Consider the following 17,493-nt stretch of genomic DNA (forward strand, 5'->3'; position numbering starts at 1 on the left):
CCGTCGCTCCGCTTCTTTTGTATTGCGCAAACCGCCCCCACATGTCTTGTGGGTGTTGCGATCACGTATGGCTTCGGTATCTCTTTTGAAGAGCGGTATTCTTTACTTTAAACTTTTGTATGAAAATTCCGCCCCCAGGATGTTGCGCCTTTTAGCATGGCCCATCTTATGCGCCATGCTGTTCGTCCTGACTTCGTGCAGCAATTTCGACAAAGAATTCACCGTCTATTCGGCAAACACTACGATCGAAGTCTATACCGACGGCAGTGCGTTTGTGTCGGAACACTTCGACATTTTGGTCAAAAAGGCGGAAAATTACGGCGGCGTCTACGTTGATATCCCTCAACGTTTCACGGATGCGTCAGGTGGTGTTCACTGGCGCGATTTCGAACTGGCCGCAGCCCGGCGTGACGGAATCGACGAATATTATTTCAAAGAAAACAATGTGCCGGGCTATTCGGTTTACATAGGAGCGGAGCACTGCAAAAGCTGTTCTGCAGATCTGCTCACCGGTGTTACAAAGATCCAGATCGCTTACTGGCTCGGACGCCTGGTTCGTCAGGAAGGCGATCACGAGGTTCTCTTCCTGCCGGCCTATATGGGCCGCGTGCACGGCCAGGGAGCGAAAAAAACGCTTACTCTGAAGCTGCCGCCGGGCGGAACGGTACGCCCCTCGCAACAGGATCGGGCGGCGGGCTATGACATTACGCGGAGCGCACCGAATGAGATCTTGGTATCTATTCCAGTAGGTAAAGCGGATCGAAAGCTGCCGGACATCGAGATCGAATATCCCGCAGGGACCTTTGTGACCGTAACGAGCGGCGAGCGGGTGCAGTGGTGGCTTTCCGATCACTTTCTCCCATTCATAAGCATTTTGGGACCGCTCATCGCCGGTCTGTTTGTCCTCATGAGATTGGGGCAGGGCTGGCGATTGCCTGCACCTTCAATTGCTGGCGATAGCAAGAAGACGGAGAGCATCTCGCCTGCTTTAGCCGCCTATGTGTTTTGGAACTGGAAGCCGGATACTGCAAAGGCGGCCTTCATGGCGTCTGTCTGCCATCTCGCAACGAAGAGACTGCTTCGCATTTCTGGCCTTGGGGAGAATGCTGAAGCTTCGGATTTGTCTGCCAGGCAGGTGCGCAAGAAGGGCAAGGTGGCGCGCGCCAGATGGTATGGTCTTCCAGCTGTGACACGTTCGGTATTTGGTCGAATTGAAGGAGAGCGGCCCGTCAATGATCGGCGCACCGTCGTATATGCCCTGTATGGTTTCGAACGTGACTTGCACCAGATAGTCGCCGAGGAATATTGGAAAGTTAGAGGCGGCGCAGATCGAGCAGCGTTGACGACTTCGGCTACAATTCTAGTTCTTGGCATTGCCACTGCCTATTTGTCGGGCCTCTTGATTTTTTCCGCGGCCATCTGCGGGATATTGCTCATTGTTTTTCTGGTGGTAACAATGTTCCGCCATCCAGAGCGGTTTCCCGTGGCCACCGGCACCTCCGAGCAGTTCAAACAGGCGATTAGTTTGTTTGTGGGTCTTCCGGCGATACTGATTGTTGCACTTTGCTATATCGGCACGACCGAGGTGATCGGCGAACAGCAGCCATATCTGGTGGCGATCTTGCTGCACATTGCCGGCATTATCGCCGTTTTGGCGATGCTGCGCATGCCAACGTCGAAGCAGCGGCAGATCCGCAATCACATCCTCAGTTTGCATCGTTATTTCCACGGTGAGATCGATGGCCCGCCAATGTCGATCGAATGCTACGAGCACCATCTGCCCTTCGCCGTCGCGCTTGGTGTCGAGCAACGCTGGACCGAACGTTTCAACCTCTGGCGAGAGAGCGAGAAGATGGATGCCTATGCTCCGGATTGGCGAATAAGTTCTTAGACGAGCGGTATTTTCAAAGTCTGATCGAAATCAGTCAAAGAATGACTGCGCCAAGATGACTTTGTTATGCCGAATCACTAACGTGCGATCATCAAATCGGGGGAGCTCATCTGCATGTATGTGATACTCGCTATTATCGTTGTCATCGCTCTCTATCTCGTCTTCATTTACAACGGCCTGGTTCGCGCGCGACAGATGGCGGAAGAAGCCTGGTCGGGCATCGACGTCCAGCTCAAGCGCCGCGCCGACCTGATCCCGAACCTTATCGAGACGGTCAAGGGTTATGCCGCTCATGAAAAGTCGACGCTGGAAGAGGTGGTTGAGCTCCGCAACAAGGCGCAGGCCGTGCCATCAGGCGATGTGGCCGGCAGGGCGCAGGCGGAAGGTCTGCTCGGCCAGGCGCTCGGCCGCGTCATCGCGCTTGCCGAGGCCTATCCGGATCTCAAGGCCAACCAGAACTTTGCCGAGCTGCAGGCCTCGCTGGAAACCATGGAAGGCGAACTGCAGATGGCGCGGCGTTATTACAACGGTGCGGCCCGCGACCTGAACGTCAAGGTCGAAAGCTTCCCGTCCAATCTCGTCGCCGGCCAGTTCGGCTTTGCCAAGCGGGAATATTTCGAAATCACCAACGAAGCCGACCGCGCCGTCCCCACCGTGAAATTCTGACGATCCGGCATTTTGCCTTTGCCAGAAAGCGATTAAGAGCAAGGGCAGATTGCGGCCGGTAATGGTCGCCTTATGGACGGAAGAACAGCATGACACGCACAGCCAAACTCACGATCATCCCGCCGGGCAAGCCGCTTTCGGGCCGCGCCATGCCGCCGGGCTCCAAGTCGATCACCAATCGCGCCCTGCTGCTCGCGGGCCTTGCGAAGGGCACCAGCCGACTGACCGGGGCGCTGAAGAGCGACGATACGCTGTATATGGCCGAAGCGCTGCGTGCCATGGGGGTTTCGATCGACGAGCCTGACGATACCACCTTCGTCGTCACGGGCAGCGGCAGGCTGCTGTCGCCGAAGGCACCACTCTTTCTCGGCAATGCCGGCACGGCGACACGCTTCCTGACGGCGGCAGCGGCTCTGGTCGACGGCACCGTCATCGTCGATGGCGACGAACATATGCGCAAGCGCCCGATCGGCCCGCTGGTCGAGGCGATGCGCACGCTCGGCATCGACGTGAGTGCGGAGACCGGTTGCCCGCCGGTCACCGTCAAGGGCACCGGCCGCTTCCAGGCCGACCGCATCCGCATCGATGGTGGCCTGTCCAGCCAATATGTTTCGGCGCTGCTGATGATGGCGGCCGGCGGCGACCGGCCGGTCGACATCGAACTCGTCGGCGAAGATATCGGCGCGCTCGGCTATATCGATCTGACCACCGCGGCGATGAAGGCTTTCGGCGCCAAGGTCGAGAAGACCAGCCCGGTCACCTGGCGCGTCGAGCCGACCGGCTACCGCGCCGCCGACTTCATCGTCGAGCCCGATGCTTCGGCTGCGACCTATCTCTGGGCCGCCGAGGTCCTGACCGGCGGCGCGATCGATCTCGGTGTTCCCTCCGATACCTTCTCGCAGCCGGATGCGCGCGCCTATGACATCATCGCCAAATTCCCGCATCTGCCGGCAGAGATCGACGGCTCGCAGATGCAGGATGCCGTTCCGACCCTTGCCGTGCTTGCCGCCTTCAACCAGACGCCGGTTCGCTTCGTCGGCATCGCCAATCTGCGCGTCAAGGAATGCGATCGCATCCGGGCGCTCTCGACCGGCCTCAACCGCATTGTTTCAGGGCTCGCCCGCGAAGAAGGCGACGATCTGATCGTGCAATCCGATCCCGCACTTGCGGGCAGGCATCTGCCGGCGGAGATCGACAGCTTCGCCGATCATCGCATCGCCATGAGTTTCGCGCTCGCCGGGCTGAAGATCGACGGCATCACCATTCTCGATCCCGATTGCGTCGGCAAGACCTTCCCCGCCTATTGGCGGACGCTGGCAGCACTCGGCGTGACCTATCAGGACAACGATTGACGAAACGCAGCCGAGGCTGCCGGCGGGGAGACAGGGATGGGGCGTCGGTTTTTCGGATTTTGCTTTGCACTGCTGTTGATGCTCGCCGCCCCGGTGGCCTTTGCCGCCGAGGTGATCGACAGTTTCGCCTCCGACATTACGCTCGAAAAAAGCGGTGCGATGACGGTGACGGAAACGATCACCGTCAATGCCGAAGGCAATCAGATCAACCACGGCATCTTCCGTGATTTCCCGCTCTATTTCACCGATGCCGCGGGCCGCCGCCGCAGCGTTGATTTCGATATGGTGTCGGTCCAGCGCGATGGCGATAACGAGCCCTGGCACACCGAATCGATATCAGGCGGCATCCGCATCTATGCCGGTTCTGCCGATGTGACCGTGACGCCGGGCCGTCATCGATACGTCTTCACCTACAGGACCAATCGCCAGATCCGCTATTTCGACGATCACGACGAACTCTATTGGAACGTCACCGGCAATGGCTGGATCTTCCCGATCCGCTCGGCCACCGCGACGGTGAAGCTGCCGCCCGGCGTCGGCGCGACGGAGACGACCTTCTTCACCGGCCCCCAGGGCGCGACGGAAAAGAATGCCCGCGTCAGCGAGAGCGGCGCTGGCCTGGTCTTTTCCACCATTGCGCCGCTTGATGCCCACGAAGGCCTGACCTTCGCGATCCGCATGCCGAAGGGTTCGATCGATCCGCCGAGCGCGGATATGGAAAGCACCTGGTGGCTGAAGGACAACCGCAATTATTTCATCGGCTTCGGCGGTCTGCTCCTGGTTTTGGCATATTACACGCGCTCCTGGCTGAAGGTCGGCCGCGATCCTGCCCGTGGCGTCGTCGTGCCGCGCTGGGACGCGCCTGATGGTATCTCGCCGGCGCTGGTCAACTATATCGACAATAAGGGCTTCTCCGGCGAGGGCTGGACGGCGCTGTCCGCCACCGCGCTCAATCTTGCCGTCCGCGGTTACGTCAAGCTCGAAGACCTGAAGAATTCGATTGTCATTCAAGGCACCGGCAAGCCACTCGGCAAGGAGAAATTCCAGGCCGGTGAAATCGAATTGCTGAAGGTCGCCGGCGGCGCCGGTTCGACGCTGACGATCGACAAGGCCAATGGCGAGCGGGTGAAGTCCGTCGGCCAGGCCTTTCGCTCGGCGATCGAGAAAGAACATCGCGGCAAATATTACAATTCCAACCTCGGCTATACCGCCGGCGGCATCGTGCTCAGCGCCGCAGCCCTAGTGATCCTGTTCGTCTTCGGTTCGCTGGCGCCGGATACCATCGCGCTGATGCTGATCCCGATCGCCATTTCGGTCTTCGTTGCGGTGTTCGCCGCCGGCCTCGTCAGGTCGCTGCATCGCGGCAAGTCGCTGTTCGGTAAGATCATCGCCATCATCTCCGCCGCGATCGGCGTCTTCGTCGGCATCAGCATCCTGGCGACCATGGTGCTGGCGCTTGCCTCGTCGCTGGTGGAACTGCACGAAACGCCGATGCTGTTTGCCGTCGGCGGCATCGTGCTGCTCAACATCCTCTATGTCTTCATCATGGGTGCACCGACCCCGCTCGGCGCCAAGATGATGGATGGCATAGACGGCCTGCGCCAATATCTGACGCTTGCCGAGAAGGACCGGATGAACACGGCCGGCGCCCCGGAAATGTCGCCACGGCATTTCGAGACGCTGCTGCCCTATGCGGTGGCGCTCGGCGTCGAAAAACCCTGGTCACGCACCTTCGAGACCTGGCTTGCTGCAGCCGCTGCCGGTGCGGCTGCAGCCTATGCGCCCGCCTGGTATGCCGGCAATTTCAACAGCGGCAGCTTTTCCGATCGTATCGGTGGTTTTTCCTCGTCCATGGCCTCGACCATCGCGTCGACGATACCCGCGCCGCCGCCCTCAAGTTCATCCTCCGGTTTTTCCGGCGGCGGCTCGTCCGGCGGCGGTGGCGGAGGTGGGGGAGGCGGGGGCTGGTAAGCTTTCCCGCTTGACCTTTCGGCCCTTGGCCCTTAACCGCCAGACAGAAAAGGAAAGGGTCGCGCATGAAGGTTCTGTTGATCGGATCGGGCGGACGCGAGCACGCGCTCGCCTGGAAGCTGGCGCAATCGCCGCTGATGAGCGAATTCTACGCCGCACCCGGCAATCCCGGCATTGCCGAACACGCCGTGCTCGTGCCGGTTGACATCGAGGATCACGAAGCGGTCGTGGCCTTCTGCAAGGACAAGGCGATCGATTTCGTCGTCGTCGGCCCGGAAGCGCCGCTGGTTGCCGGCCTCGCCGACCGGCTGCGCGCCGATGGCCTGGCGGTCTTCGGTCCCTCCGCTGCCGCAGCCCAGCTCGAGGGTTCCAAAGGTTTCACCAAGGACATCTGCGCCCGCTACGGCATTCCGACAGGCGCCTACCAGCGCTTCAACAATGGACCGAAGGCCAAAGCCTATATCCGCGCCGAGGGCGTGCCGATCGTCGTCAAGGCCGATGGTCTTGCCGCCGGCAAGGGCGTGACGGTTGCGATGACGCTCGATGAAGCTTTGGCCGCGGTCGACGACTGCTTCGAGGGCGCCTTTGGTGCTGCCGGCGCCGAAGTCGTCGTCGAAGCTTATCTCGATGGCGAGGAAGCGAGCTTCTTCTGCCTCTGCGATGGCAAACATGCGCTGCCGCTTGCAACCGCCCAGGATCACAAGCGGGTGGGCGAGGGCGATACCGGCGTCAATACCGGCGGCATGGGCGCCTATTCGCCGGCGCCTGTGATGACCGCCGAAATGGTCGAGCGCACCATGAAAGAGATCATCGAACCGACGATGCGCGGCATGGCCGAGAGTGGTCATCCTTTCTCCGGTGTCTTTTTCGCCGGGCTGATGATCACCAAGAAGGGGCCGGAGCTGATCGAATACAATGTCCGCTTCGGCGATCCCGAATGCCAGGTGATGATGATGCGGTTGAAGAGCGATCTCCTGCCGCTGCTGCTCGCCACCGCCAACGGCACGCTCGATCAGGTCAAGGCCGAATGGAACGACGATCCGGCACTGACGGTGGTCATGGCCTCGAAGGGTTATCCGGGCGCCTACGACAAGAACACGCCGATCCTTTCCCTGCCGGACGCAGGCAAGGGCGAGAAGGTGTTTCATGCCGGCACGGGTCTGAAGGACGGCGCGCTGGTTGCGACCGGCGGCCGTGTGCTGAATGTCACCGCGTCAGGCGGCACGGTCGCCGAGGCCAAGGACCGCGCATACGCGCTGCTTGACAGGGTGAGATGGGAAAACGGCTTCTGCCGGCGCGACATCGGCTGGCGGGCGATCGAGCGCGAAACTGGCTCGGTATGAGTATAAACCGGCCCGTTCTTTAAATTTTTACCCTTTCCCCTGACGGGATGGAAACAAAGCTGCGCTAATTTGCTCCCAAGATGAGACGGAGTGGCATTGATGCGTCAGATTTTCCTCGGTGCGGCAATCCTGCTGATGGCAGGCCCTGTGATGGCGTCCTCGATAGAGGTGGTCGGCAAGACCGCGCCGCGCGCTGAAAGCAGCATCGTCACCGAAAGCTGCGCCCATTGCCCGCCGCTCCAGGCCGAGTTGACCAAGAGGGACTATACGGTGCCGGAGCTGAAACCCGGCGTCCTCCAGGCGAGTGAAGTCCGCGATGTCGGCGGCGAAAAGAAGATCTATCGCACCGAAGGCTGGATGGGCGGCTCGCCGGTCGTCTTCGTCAGCAAGGCGACGCCTGAATCCATGATTGCGGCCGCGCCGCCGGCGGCGCCGGTAGACGGCATCGACATGAATGCGACGACCGCGGCCGTCATTGGCGGCGACGCCAGGCCTGTTGCAGCAGGCATGACGGAACAACCGGCAGCTCTTAACGCTTCCGAATTCAAGCTGCGTTTCTAGGAGCAACCTCCAGGAAAAGTGCGAAGCGATTTCCGTCCGGAATTGCCCAAAACAAATAAGTTCCCTGCCCCTGCCTGATCAAGTTTTCGATCGATTGGGGTTCCACCACCGGTGGACCGAATGCACCCTCGATGAGCAGCGAGGGTGCATTCTTGTTTATGCGCAATCACAAGCTGAATTATTGAAGTTGGATAGAAGAAATGCAACTTACGAAATTATTCGAGAAGTTATATTTCAATCGTCACAAGTCATGCAAATAGATGCCATGACCCGTTAAAACATAATTCAGCCATCCACTCTAATTTTACCAATCGAAAGGCCGGAGGACGCATGATTGCGCTAGCTGCGCGGGCGATATGAGACGTCCGCAGGTCGGGAGTTGCCCGATCCGGAATTGTTTCTAATTCAGCTGCTTTGCGAGGCAAATCATGAAAAAGCTCAAGATTGCGCATCAACTTTTTGCGCTGATCGGCGTCCTAATGGCTGCTTTTGCAGTCGCCACCTATTTCGAAATCCGCACCTCCGAACAGGCAATTTACGACGAGCGTTTCGACATGCTGCGCACACAGGTCGAATCGGGCATCTCCGTTCTCAATACCTTCTATGAGCGCGAGAAGGCCGGCCAGATGACGCATGAGGCCGCCCAGACGGAAGCCTTCGAGATCCTGAAGCGCGTCAGCTTCCAGCCATCCGGTTACCTCTTCGGTTTCGACTACAACGTCGTTCAGCTTTTTCATCCGAGCCCGGTCAATCTCGGCAAGGACATGAGCGGCCAGGTCGACAAGACCGGCGCGAAATTCAGCCAGGCGCTGGTCGACAACGGCAAGGCCGGCGGCGGCCGCACCTTCTACTATTGGACCAAACCGGGCCAGCCGGAAGACCAGGTCTTCCTCAAGGGCGGTTATTCCAAGGCCTTCGAGCCCTGGAAGATCGTCGTCGGCACCGGCGTCTATCTCGATGACTTGCAGCAGAAGGTCAATGCGACGATCTGGAAGGCGCTGACCGCTTCGCTGATCGTCTTCGTCTGCGGCATCGCCGCCGCCGTCTTCTTCATCCGTGGCATCTCCCATCCGCTGAAGGACATCCACAATGCCCTGCAGTCGGTCGCCGAAGAGGATGTTTCGATCAGCATCCCGCATACCGGCATGAACAACGAAGTCGGCATGATGGCGAAGGCGACGCAGTCACTGCAGGAAAAGATCAGGGAGCGTCATGCGATGTCCGATCGCGAGGCGGCCCAGCAACTGGCGCTGGAAAGCGAGCGCGAAAACAATCTGCGCCAGCAGCAGGATGAGACGACGCTGCAGGCGAGGGTGGTGGCGACGATCGGCCAGGCGCTGGAGATGATTGCCCGTGGTGATCTCACCGTCCGCTGCGCCGATCTCGGCCAGAAGTATGCCGCCCTTCGCGACAACTTCAACGATGCGCTGTCGCATCTCGAGGCCGCCATGGCCAAGGTCAGCGCCAAGGGCACCGATATCGGCACCAGCAAGGAAGAGATCCGCCGCGCCTCCAACGAACTGTCGCAGCGCACCGAGCGCCAGGCCGCCAGCCTGGAAGAGACTTCGGCCGCTCTCGATGAGCTCACCGTCGCCGTCCGTCAGACGGCTGACGGCGCCCATGAGGCGAGCAAGCGTGTCCATTCGGTCAGCACCGAAGCGACCCATAGCGATGCGATCGTCACCCAGGCGATCGAGGCGATGAGCGGCATCGAGAAATCGTCGTCGGAGATCACCAAGATCATCGGCGTCATCGACGAGATCGCCTTCCAGACCAACCTGCTTGCTCTCAACGCAGGCGTCGAGGCAGCCCGTGCCGGTGAATCCGGCAAGGGTTTTGCGGTTGTCGCCCAGGAAGTCCGTGAACTTGCCCAGCGCTCTGCCGCTGCGGCCAAGGAGATCAAGGACCAGATCGCCCGCTCCTCCAGCCAGGTGGATCATGGCGTCCGTCTGGTCGGCGAGGCAGGCGAGGCGCTGAAGCGGATCTCCGACCAGATCAAGGCTGCCAACGAGATCGTCGCCAAGATCGCCCACAGCGCTTCCGAACAGGATACGACGCTGCGCTCGATCTCCTCGTCGATGAACCAGCTCGACGCCGCCACCCAGCAGAATGCCGCCATGGCCGAAGAGACCACGGCATCGGCCGAGACGCTGGCCACCGATACCGACGAGCTGATCGACCTCATCCGCGGCTTCCGCGTCAGTGCACCACAGCACCGCCAGGCCGAACCGATGCGCCGAGCCAGCTGAAAATTTGAAAACAAGCGATATTCGACCGCCGGATGAAAATCCGGCGGTTTTGCTTTGTAAGCACCCCCGGATTTTTAGGGAAATGCACGTCGCGAATAATAAAATTAAAGCTTTTTTATAGGGTGGGCATCAATTGTTACTTTACCCGGTCGCAGCATGTTTATTTTAGCAGCGGTAGACGCGTCTTCTTTTTCGGCGCGCTCGCACAGGCGGTAGAAAACCGCACCGGAATGTATTCACCCATTCCCGTTGCGAGGCGTCATGAAAAATTTGAAGATATCAAAACAGCTCATATTGCTGGTCGTCGGCCTGATGGTGGCGTTTGCAATCGCCACCTCCCTGCAGATCCGCTCCTCGGTCAATGCGATCTACAACGAACGCTATGACATGCTGCGGGCGGAGGTACAGTCTGCGGTCTCTGTTCTCAAAATCTACCAGGCAAAGGTGACTGCCGGCGAAATGACGCTGGAAGATGCCCAGAAGCAGGCCTACGCCACGGTCAATGCAATGAAATACGACCCCGATGGTTATTTCTTCGGCTATAGCTACGACATCCAGATGATGTTCCACTACGATGCCGCGAAAATCGGTCAGGTCAACAAGGGTCAGCCGGACAGCAAAGGAAAGCTCTATCGAGAAGAGCTGGTCAAGCTCGGGCAGCAGGGCGGCGGTCTCGTCGAATATTATTCCACAGCCAAACCAGGCCAGCCCGCCGGCGATTTTCGCAAGACGGCCTATGCACAGGCCTTCGATCCTTGGAAGGTCGTCGTCGTCACCGGCGTCTACATGGACGATCTCGATGCTCAGATAAACAGCACGATCCTGACCGCGCTCTCCGGCAGCATCGTCCTGTTCTTCCTTGCCATGGCCGCCGCCTACGTCGTCATCCGCGGCATATCGGGACCTCTCAATAACGTCCATGCCGCCCTGAAGGCTGTCGCCGAAGAGGATGTCTCCATTGCCATCCCGCATACCGGCATGAACAACGAAGTCGGCATGATGGCGAAGGCGACGCAGTCACTGCAGGAAAAGATCAGGGAGCGTCATGCGATGTCCGATCGCGAGGCGGCCCAGCAACTGGCGCTGGAAAGCGAGCGCGAAAACAATCTGCGCCAGCAGCAGGATGAAGCAACGCTCCAGGCACGCGTGGTGACGACGATCGGCCAGGCGCTGGAGATGATTGCCCGCGGTGATCTTACCGTCCGCTGCGCCGATCTAGGCCAGAAATACGCCGCCCTTCGCGACAACTTCAACGATGCGCTGTCGCATCTCGAAGCCGCCATGGCCAAGGTCAGCGCCAAGGGCACCGATATCGGCACCAGCAAGGAAGAAATCCGCCGTGCCTCCAACGAGCTGTCGCAACGCACCGAGCGCCAGGCTGCCAGCCTGGAAGAAACCTCGGCCGCTCTCGATGAGCTCACCGTCGCCGTCCGTCAGACGGCCGATGGCGCCCATGAGGCGAGCAAGCGCGTCCATTCGGTCAGCACCGAAGCCACTCATAGCGATGCGATCGTCACCCAGGCGATCGAGGCGATGAGCGGCATCGAGAAATCGTCGTCGGAGATCACCAAGATCATCGGCGTCATCGACGAGATCGCCTTCCAGACCAACCTCTTGGCGCTGAACGCCGGCGTCGAGGCAGCCCGTGCCGGTGAATCCGGCAAGGGTTTTGCGGTTGTCGCCCAGGAAGTCCGTGAACTTGCCCAGCGCTCCGCCGCTGCGGCCAAGGAGATCAAGGACCAGATCGCCCGCTCCTCCAGCCAGGTCGACCATGGCGTCCGTCTGGTCGGCGAGGCAGGCGAGGCGCTGAAGCGCATCTCCGACCAGATCAAGGCCGCCAACGAGATTGTCGCCAAGATCGCCCACAGCGCCTCCGAGCAGGATACGACGCTGCGTTCGATCTCCTCGTCGATGAACCAGCTCGACGCCGCCACCCAGCAGAACGCCGCCATGGCCGAAGAGACCACGGCATCGGCAGAGACGCTGGCCACCGATACCGACGAGCTGATCGACCTCATCCGCGGCTTCCGCGTCAGTGGCGAAAGCGCTGCCCCGGCCATGCATCAGGGTCGCCGCGCCGCATAAACGGCGCGGGGACAAAAGCGTTTTTATCACCAAATTTTTAGCGGCCGTCGGTTCTCCGGCGGCCGTGCCTTTTGAGGCTCATTGCCCGATGCGTTCGATCAGCCGCTCGATCTCGCGATCGGAAAACACTTCAACGCCGGCTGCTTTCAGCGCCGCCGCCGTCACGCCGTTGCCGGCCTGCTTGCGGCCGGAAAACGTGCCGTCATAGATGAAACCGGAGCCGCAGGACGGGCTGCCGTCGATGAGCAGCGCATAGTGGCAGCCGGCCTGCCGTGCGAGCGCCACGGCATTTTCCGCCGCCAGCAGGAACTCTTCCGTTACGTCGGCGCCCGTCAGCTCGACAACCCGCGCCGTGCCGGCCAGCACATCCTCGCCGGTCGCCGCTTCTGCGATCTCCGCCGGCGGCCGCGGCACCGTCATGCCCGCCGACATCTCCGGACAGATCGTCACCAACCGGCCTTCGGCCCGCCAACGCTCGATCGCCGGATGAAGCAACGGCTTCGCCCGCCCGTCATAGCGGACGGCCTGGCCCATGAGACAGGCGCTGACGAGAATCTTGCTCTGCATATCTGCTTGAATACAGCCGGAGCCGCGGCAATGCCAGACCGCCGATGGCGGCCGAATATTAGCCCGAGATCTTCGAGAAATCCGCAACCGTTCCCGTCGCCTCGCGGATCAGCCGCAGCAAGGCGAGACGGTTGGCGCGGATGGCGGCGTCCTCGTCGTTGACGAGCACGTCTTCGAAGAAGCGGTCGACCGGGCCGCGCAGCTTGGAGAGCGCTTCCATTGCCGAGCGGAAGTCTTCCCCGGCGACGGCGTTCGACGCATCCTTCGAGGCACTGGAGATTGCGGCGAACAATTCCTTCTCGGCATCGAGCGTCAGAAGCGCTGGCGAAACGCCATCGGCGATCACGGTGCCCTTCTTTTCCTCAGCGGCAAGCAGCTGCGTCGCCCGCTTGGTGCCGGAAAGCAGGTTCTTGCCGTCTTCCGAGGTGATGAAGGCCGTCAGCGCTTCGACGCGGCGCGCCACCATCAGCAGGTCGTCGGCATCTGAAGTCAGCACGGCGTCGATCAGATCGTGGCGGGCGCCCTGGTCGCGCAGATAGACCTTGAGACGGTCGTGGAAGAAGGAGAGCAGGTCGCCATCCTTGGTCGTTGCCAGCAGCGGCAGGCGGATCCTTCGCTCCAGCAGGATCCTGACGACACCGAGTGCCGCACGCCGCAGGGCGAACGGATCCTTCGACCCCGTCGGCTTTTCGTCGATCGCCCAGAAACCGATCAGCGTATCGAGCTTGTCGGCAAGGGCGATGGTGATCGCCACTCTGTCCTCCGGCACGCGGTCCGACGGACCCTGCGGCTTATAATGATCCTCTATCGCTGCGGCAACGGAGGCGTCCTCACCCTGCAGCACCGCATATTTGCGGCCCATCAATCCCTGCAGTTCCGGGAATTCGCCAACGGCTTCGGTGCGCAGATCGGCCTTGGCGAGCACGGCGGCGCGATCGATGAGAGCCGCGTCGGCGCCGGTGATATCAGCCAATTCCTTGGCCAGCGTGCGGATGCGCGCAACACGCGCGCCCTGTGTGCCGAGCTTGGCATGGAAGGTCACATCAAGCGCATCGAGCTTGGCCATGCGCTGGTCGAGCGGCTTCTTCAGGTCGAGGCCGAACTTTGCTGCCGAAGCTTCCAGCGTCTCGAGATCGGGCAAGTTGCCCTGGTCGCGCTTCCAGAAATGCAGCGCATCCGAAAGCCGGGCCCGCACCACCTTGCCGTTGCCGTGGACGATTTCCTTGCCGCCGTCGCTTGCCTGGATATTGGAGACGAGGATGAACTTGTTCGACAGCGTTTCGCCACCCTGCGGCCGCGTCACGAAACACTTCTGGTTGGTCTTGATCGTCAGCCGGATGATTTCGGAGGGGATCGAGAGGTAATCCTCCTCGAAGCTGCCCATCAGCACCTGCGGCCATTCGACGAGGCCGGAGACTTCCTCCAGCAGGCCTTCGTCTTCCACCAGCTCCAGCCCGTTGGCAAAGGCGATATCGCGGGCGTCGTGCAGGATGATGTCCTTGCGCCGCTCGGCATCGAGGATGACCTTGGCCTTTTCCAGGTTCGCCGCATAATCGTCGAAGCGCCGGACGGTGATCGCCTCGGGCGCGTGGAAACGATGGCCGTAGGTGATGTTGGAGGCGGTGATGCCGTCGATCTCGAAGGGGATAACAATGGTTTCTTCATGCTCCGGGCCGAAGGTGCAGACGATCGACTGCAGCGGCCGCACCCAGCGCAGCGCGCCGGGCTTCGACGAGGCCTTGCCCCAGCGCATCGATTTCGGCCAGGGAAAATCGCGGATGATGCCGGGCATGACATCGCTGACGATCTCTTCCGTTGCGCGGCCGGGCTTGGAGATGACCGCGACGTAGAAATCGCCCTTCTTCGGATCGCTCACCACCTGCGCTTCGGAGACCGAGGAAAGGCCGGCGCCGCGCAGGAAGCCTTCGATCGCCTTCTCGTTGGCGTCGGTGCGCGGTCCCTTGCGCTCCTCGCGCACATCGGCCGAGCGCGCCGTCAGTCCGTGAATGTCGAGCGCCAGCCGCCGCGGCGTCCAATATTCGCGCGCGCCCTCGTAGGACAGACCCGCTTCGACAAGCGCATCGGTGACGAGCTTCTTCAGGTCGCCGGCAGCCTTGCGCTGCATGCGGGCCGGAATCTCTTCGGAGCGGAGTTCGAGAAGAAGGTTTGGCATGTCGAATTTCCTTGCCTCCCGCGACAGGGGAGGGATGGCATGGGCGCCGGGTCAAAACGTTGCTTCTGCTAGCAAAGAATGGCGCATCTGCACAACCGCAAAATCGCCGCCTTTCCGGCATGCTTATCCTGTGGATCGGCGCTCGGCCGTAAACTCCAACATTGCCTTGCCGCTTTTCGCCGCTATGGTCCCGCCACCTCTGACGAAACAGGAAATCCCATGGCCGCAGACCTCCGTTTTCTCGCAGCCCGCATCTCCGCCGAAATCAACGCCCGGCCCGAACAGGCCAAAGCTGCAATCGAGCTGCTCGACGAAGGCTCTACCGTGCCCTTCATCGCCCGCTACCGCAAGGAAGTGACGGGCGGGCTGGATGATACGCAGCTGCGCAATCTCGCCGAGCGGCTGGTCTATCTGCGCGAACTCGAAGCTCGGCGCGACGCGATCGTCGAATCGATCACCGGCCAGGGCAAGATGACCGACGAGCTGATGACCAAGGTCGCAGGCGCCGAAACCAAGGCCGAGCTTGAGGATCTCTATCTGCCCTACAAGCCGAAGCGCCGCACGCGCGCCGAAATCGCCCGTGAACGTGGCCTCGGCCCGCTCGCCGAGACGATCCTCGCCGACCGCGCCAGGGAACCGGCGGTATTGGCCGAAGGCTTCGTCACCGCGGATGTGCCCGATGTGAAGACGGCGCTCGAAGGCGCGCGCGACATCATCGCCGAAGGCATTGCCGAAAATGCCGACCTGCTCGGCAGGTTGCGCGCCCATATGCGCCAGGCCGCGCTGCTGAAGGCGAAAGTCGTTGATGGCAAGCAGGCGACCGGCGAGAAGTTTTCCGATTATTTCGACCATTCCGAACGCTGGGCGACCGCCCCCGGCCACCGCGCGCTCGCTATGCTGCGCGGCTGGAACGAGGAGGTGCTGACGCTGACGATCGAGGCCGACGCCGAGACGACCTCTCCGAACAAGCCGGTCGAGCGCATGATCGTGGCCGCCTACGAGATCGGTACCAGCCGTCCCGGCGACCGCTGGCTGATGGAGGTCGCAAGCTGGACCTGGCGCGTCAAGCTTTCCATGTCGCTCTCGCTCGACCTGATGCGGGAACTGCGCGAACGGGCCGAAGAGGAGGCGATCCATGTCTTCGCGCGCAATCTCAAGGACCTGCTGCTGGCAGCGCCCGCCGGCTCGCGCGCGACGATGGGTCTCGATCCCGGGATCCGCACCGGCGTCAAGGTCGCCGTCGTCGACGGCACCGGCAAGGTGGTGGCGACATCGACCGTCTATCCTTTCCAGCCGAGGAACGACGTGCGTGGCGCCCAGGTCGAGCTCGCATCGCTGATCCGCAAGCACAATGTCGAGCTGATCTCGATCGGCAATGGCACCGGCAGCCGCGAAACCGAAAAGCTGGTGGCCGATATGCTGGCCGAGTTGCCGGCGCCGAAGCCGACCAAGGTCATCGTGTCGGAAGCCGGCGCCTCGGTCTATTCCGCCTCGGCGACCGCCGCGGCTGAATTCCCCGATCTCGACGTGTCGCTGCGCGGCGCCGTCTCCATCGCGCGCCGGCTGCAGGATCCGCTGGCCGAACTCGTCAAGATCGAGCCGAAGTCGATCGGCGTCGGCCAGTATCAGCACGACGTCGACCAGCAGAAGCTGTCGCGTTCGCTCGATGCCGTGGTGGAAGATGCGGTGAATGCCGTCGGCGTCGATCTCAACACCGCGTCAGCGCCGCTGCTCTCGCGCGTCTCCGGCCTCGGCCCGTCGATCGCCGACGCTATCGTCCGCCACCGCGACAGCGAAGGCCGTTTCGAGACGCGAAAGGATCTTCTGAAGGTCGCCCGCCTCGGCGGCCGCACTTTCGAGCAGTGCGCCGGCTTCCTGCGCATTCCGAACGGCAAGGAGCCGCTCGATTCCTCCTCGGTCCACCCGGAGGCCTATGGCGTCGCCAAGAAGATCGTCGCTGCCTGCGGCCGCGATCTGCGCGCGTTGATGGGCGATAGCGCGGTGTTGAAATCGGTTGATCCGCGCCAGTTCATCGACGAGAAATTCGGCCTGCCGACGGTCAGGGACATCATTGCGGAGCTGGAAAAGCCCGGCCGCGACCCGCGTCCGAGCTTCAAGACCGCGACCTTCGCCGAGGGCGTCAACGAAATTTCCGACCTCAAGCCCGGCATGGTGCTGGAAGGCACGGTGACCAATGTTGCCGCCTTCGGCGCTTTCGTCGATATCGGCGTGCACCAGGATGGCCTGGTACATGTGTCCCAACTTGCCGATCGCTTCGTCAAGGATCCCCACGAGGTCGTCAAGGCGGGCGATGTCGTCAAGGTGCGGGTTGTCGAAGTCGACGCCAAGCGCAAGCGCATCGCTCTTTCTATGAAACGCGATGACGGTTCTTCAGCGCCGCCGCGGGGTGATTCTCGCGCGAACCAGGGTTCCCGGCCGCAGAACGAGCGCCGGCCCGCGGCCGCGAAATCCGAGAGCCAGGGCGCTTTCGGCGCGGCACTTGCCGAAGCGATGAAGCGAAAATAAGGGTTTAGCCGGCATTTCGGCAAAAATGCAACAGTTTGGCAGCGTTCTGAACAGAGTGCTAAATCCGGCGCTTGTAAGGCGAAAGAGAGCTACTAAGTTGATGTGACCA

General features: G+C 61.3%; 11 protein-coding genes. 9 read left to right on the forward strand and 2 right to left on the reverse strand.

Annotated elements, in window-relative coordinates; all coding sequences use genetic code 11:
* The first annotated feature begins 67 nt into the window (after positions 1-67).
* The 8 genes from AC25BC_RS02870 (at position 68) to AC25BC_RS02905 (ending at position 12,118) form a co-directional block, all read left to right on the forward strand.
* The gene (locus AC25BC_RS02870; protein ID WP_012756254.1) at positions 68-1,891 is read left to right on the forward strand and encodes a DUF2207 family protein; all 1,824 of its coding nucleotides are present in this window, start codon (positions 68-70) and stop codon (positions 1,889-1,891) included.
* A 114-nt stretch (positions 1,892-2,005) separates the two neighbouring features.
* Positions 2,006-2,557 carry a LemA family protein gene (locus AC25BC_RS02875; RefSeq protein ID WP_012756255.1) on the forward strand — a complete coding sequence of 184 codons (552 nt, stop codon included), beginning with the start codon at positions 2,006-2,008 and terminating at the stop codon, positions 2,555-2,557.
* An 89-nt stretch (positions 2,558-2,646) separates the two neighbouring features.
* Positions 2,647-3,909: a 3-phosphoshikimate 1-carboxyvinyltransferase gene (locus AC25BC_RS02880; RefSeq protein WP_128407655.1), complete on the forward strand. Its 1,263-nt coding sequence runs from the start codon at positions 2,647-2,649 to the stop codon at positions 3,907-3,909.
* A gap of 36 nt (positions 3,910-3,945) precedes the next feature.
* Complete coding sequence (locus tag AC25BC_RS02885) at positions 3,946-5,880, forward strand: DUF2207 domain-containing protein (protein ID WP_128440044.1); 1,935 nt, start codon at positions 3,946-3,948, stop codon at positions 5,878-5,880.
* 65 nt (positions 5,881-5,945) lie between these two features.
* A complete protein-coding gene (gene purD / locus AC25BC_RS02890) occupies positions 5,946-7,223 on the forward strand; it encodes a phosphoribosylamine--glycine ligase (RefSeq protein WP_128440045.1) in 1,278 nt (425 codons plus the stop codon).
* Positions 7,224-7,322: 99 nt separating this feature from the next.
* Positions 7,323-7,784 carry a plant virulence effector HPE1-like domain-containing protein gene (locus AC25BC_RS02895; RefSeq protein WP_128440046.1) on the forward strand — a complete coding sequence of 154 codons (462 nt, stop codon included), beginning with the start codon at positions 7,323-7,325 and terminating at the stop codon, positions 7,782-7,784.
* 428 nt (positions 7,785-8,212) lie between these two features.
* Positions 8,213-10,033 (forward strand): methyl-accepting chemotaxis protein, encoded by a 1,821-nt coding sequence (locus tag AC25BC_RS02900; protein WP_012756260.1) that lies wholly within the window; start codon positions 8,213-8,215, stop codon positions 10,031-10,033.
* 261 nt (positions 10,034-10,294) lie between these two features.
* Positions 10,295-12,118, forward strand: coding sequence for a methyl-accepting chemotaxis protein (locus AC25BC_RS02905; RefSeq protein ID WP_012756261.1), 1,824 nt, complete (start codon positions 10,295-10,297; stop codon positions 12,116-12,118).
* A gap of 78 nt (positions 12,119-12,196) precedes the next feature.
* On the opposite strand, the gene AC25BC_RS02910 is transcribed toward AC25BC_RS02905, so the two are convergent.
* A complete protein-coding gene (locus tag AC25BC_RS02910; RefSeq protein WP_113545790.1) occupies positions 12,197-12,685 on the reverse strand; it encodes a 2-thiouracil desulfurase family protein in 489 nt (162 codons plus the stop codon).
* A 58-nt stretch (positions 12,686-12,743) separates the two neighbouring features.
* Positions 12,744-14,858, reverse strand: a complete 2,115-nt coding sequence (glyS, locus tag AC25BC_RS02915) for a glycine--tRNA ligase subunit beta (RefSeq protein ID WP_128440047.1) — start codon at positions 14,856-14,858, stop codon at positions 12,744-12,746.
* Positions 14,859-15,077: 219 nt separating this feature from the next.
* Between glyS and AC25BC_RS02920 the strand changes: the two genes are divergently transcribed.
* Positions 15,078-17,384: a Tex family protein gene (locus tag AC25BC_RS02920; protein WP_128440048.1), complete on the forward strand. Its 2,307-nt coding sequence runs from the start codon at positions 15,078-15,080 to the stop codon at positions 17,382-17,384.
* The last annotated feature ends 109 nt before the right edge of the window (positions 17,385-17,493 follow it).

It is taken from the genome of Rhizobium sp. WSM409 (assembly GCF_057653825.1).

Bases quoted from the DNA above. Each gene is read 5' to 3' on its own strand.
- AC25BC_RS02870 (WP_012756254.1), top strand. From the start codon at position 68: ATGGCTTCGGTATCTCTTTTGAAGAGCGGTATTCTTTACTTTAAACTT.
- AC25BC_RS02875 (WP_012756255.1), top strand. From the start codon at position 2,006: ATGTATGTGATACTCGCTATTATCGTTGTCATCGCTCTCTATCTCGTC.
- AC25BC_RS02880 (WP_128407655.1), top strand. From the start codon at position 2,647: ATGACACGCACAGCCAAACTCACGATCATCCCGCCGGGCAAGCCGCTT.
- AC25BC_RS02885 (WP_128440044.1), top strand. From the start codon at position 3,946: ATGGGGCGTCGGTTTTTCGGATTTTGCTTTGCACTGCTGTTGATGCTC.
- purD (WP_128440045.1), top strand. From the start codon at position 5,946: ATGAAGGTTCTGTTGATCGGATCGGGCGGACGCGAGCACGCGCTCGCC.
- AC25BC_RS02895 (WP_128440046.1), top strand. From the start codon at position 7,323: ATGCGTCAGATTTTCCTCGGTGCGGCAATCCTGCTGATGGCAGGCCCT.
- AC25BC_RS02900 (WP_012756260.1), top strand. From the start codon at position 8,213: ATGAAAAAGCTCAAGATTGCGCATCAACTTTTTGCGCTGATCGGCGTC.
- AC25BC_RS02905 (WP_012756261.1), top strand. From the start codon at position 10,295: ATGAAAAATTTGAAGATATCAAAACAGCTCATATTGCTGGTCGTCGGC.
- AC25BC_RS02910 (WP_113545790.1), bottom strand. From the start codon at position 12,685: ATGCAGAGCAAGATTCTCGTCAGCGCCTGTCTCATGGGCCAGGCCGTC.
- glyS (WP_128440047.1), bottom strand. From the start codon at position 14,858: ATGCCAAACCTTCTTCTCGAACTCCGCTCCGAAGAGATTCCGGCCCGC.
- AC25BC_RS02920 (WP_128440048.1), top strand. From the start codon at position 15,078: ATGGCCGCAGACCTCCGTTTTCTCGCAGCCCGCATCTCCGCCGAAATC.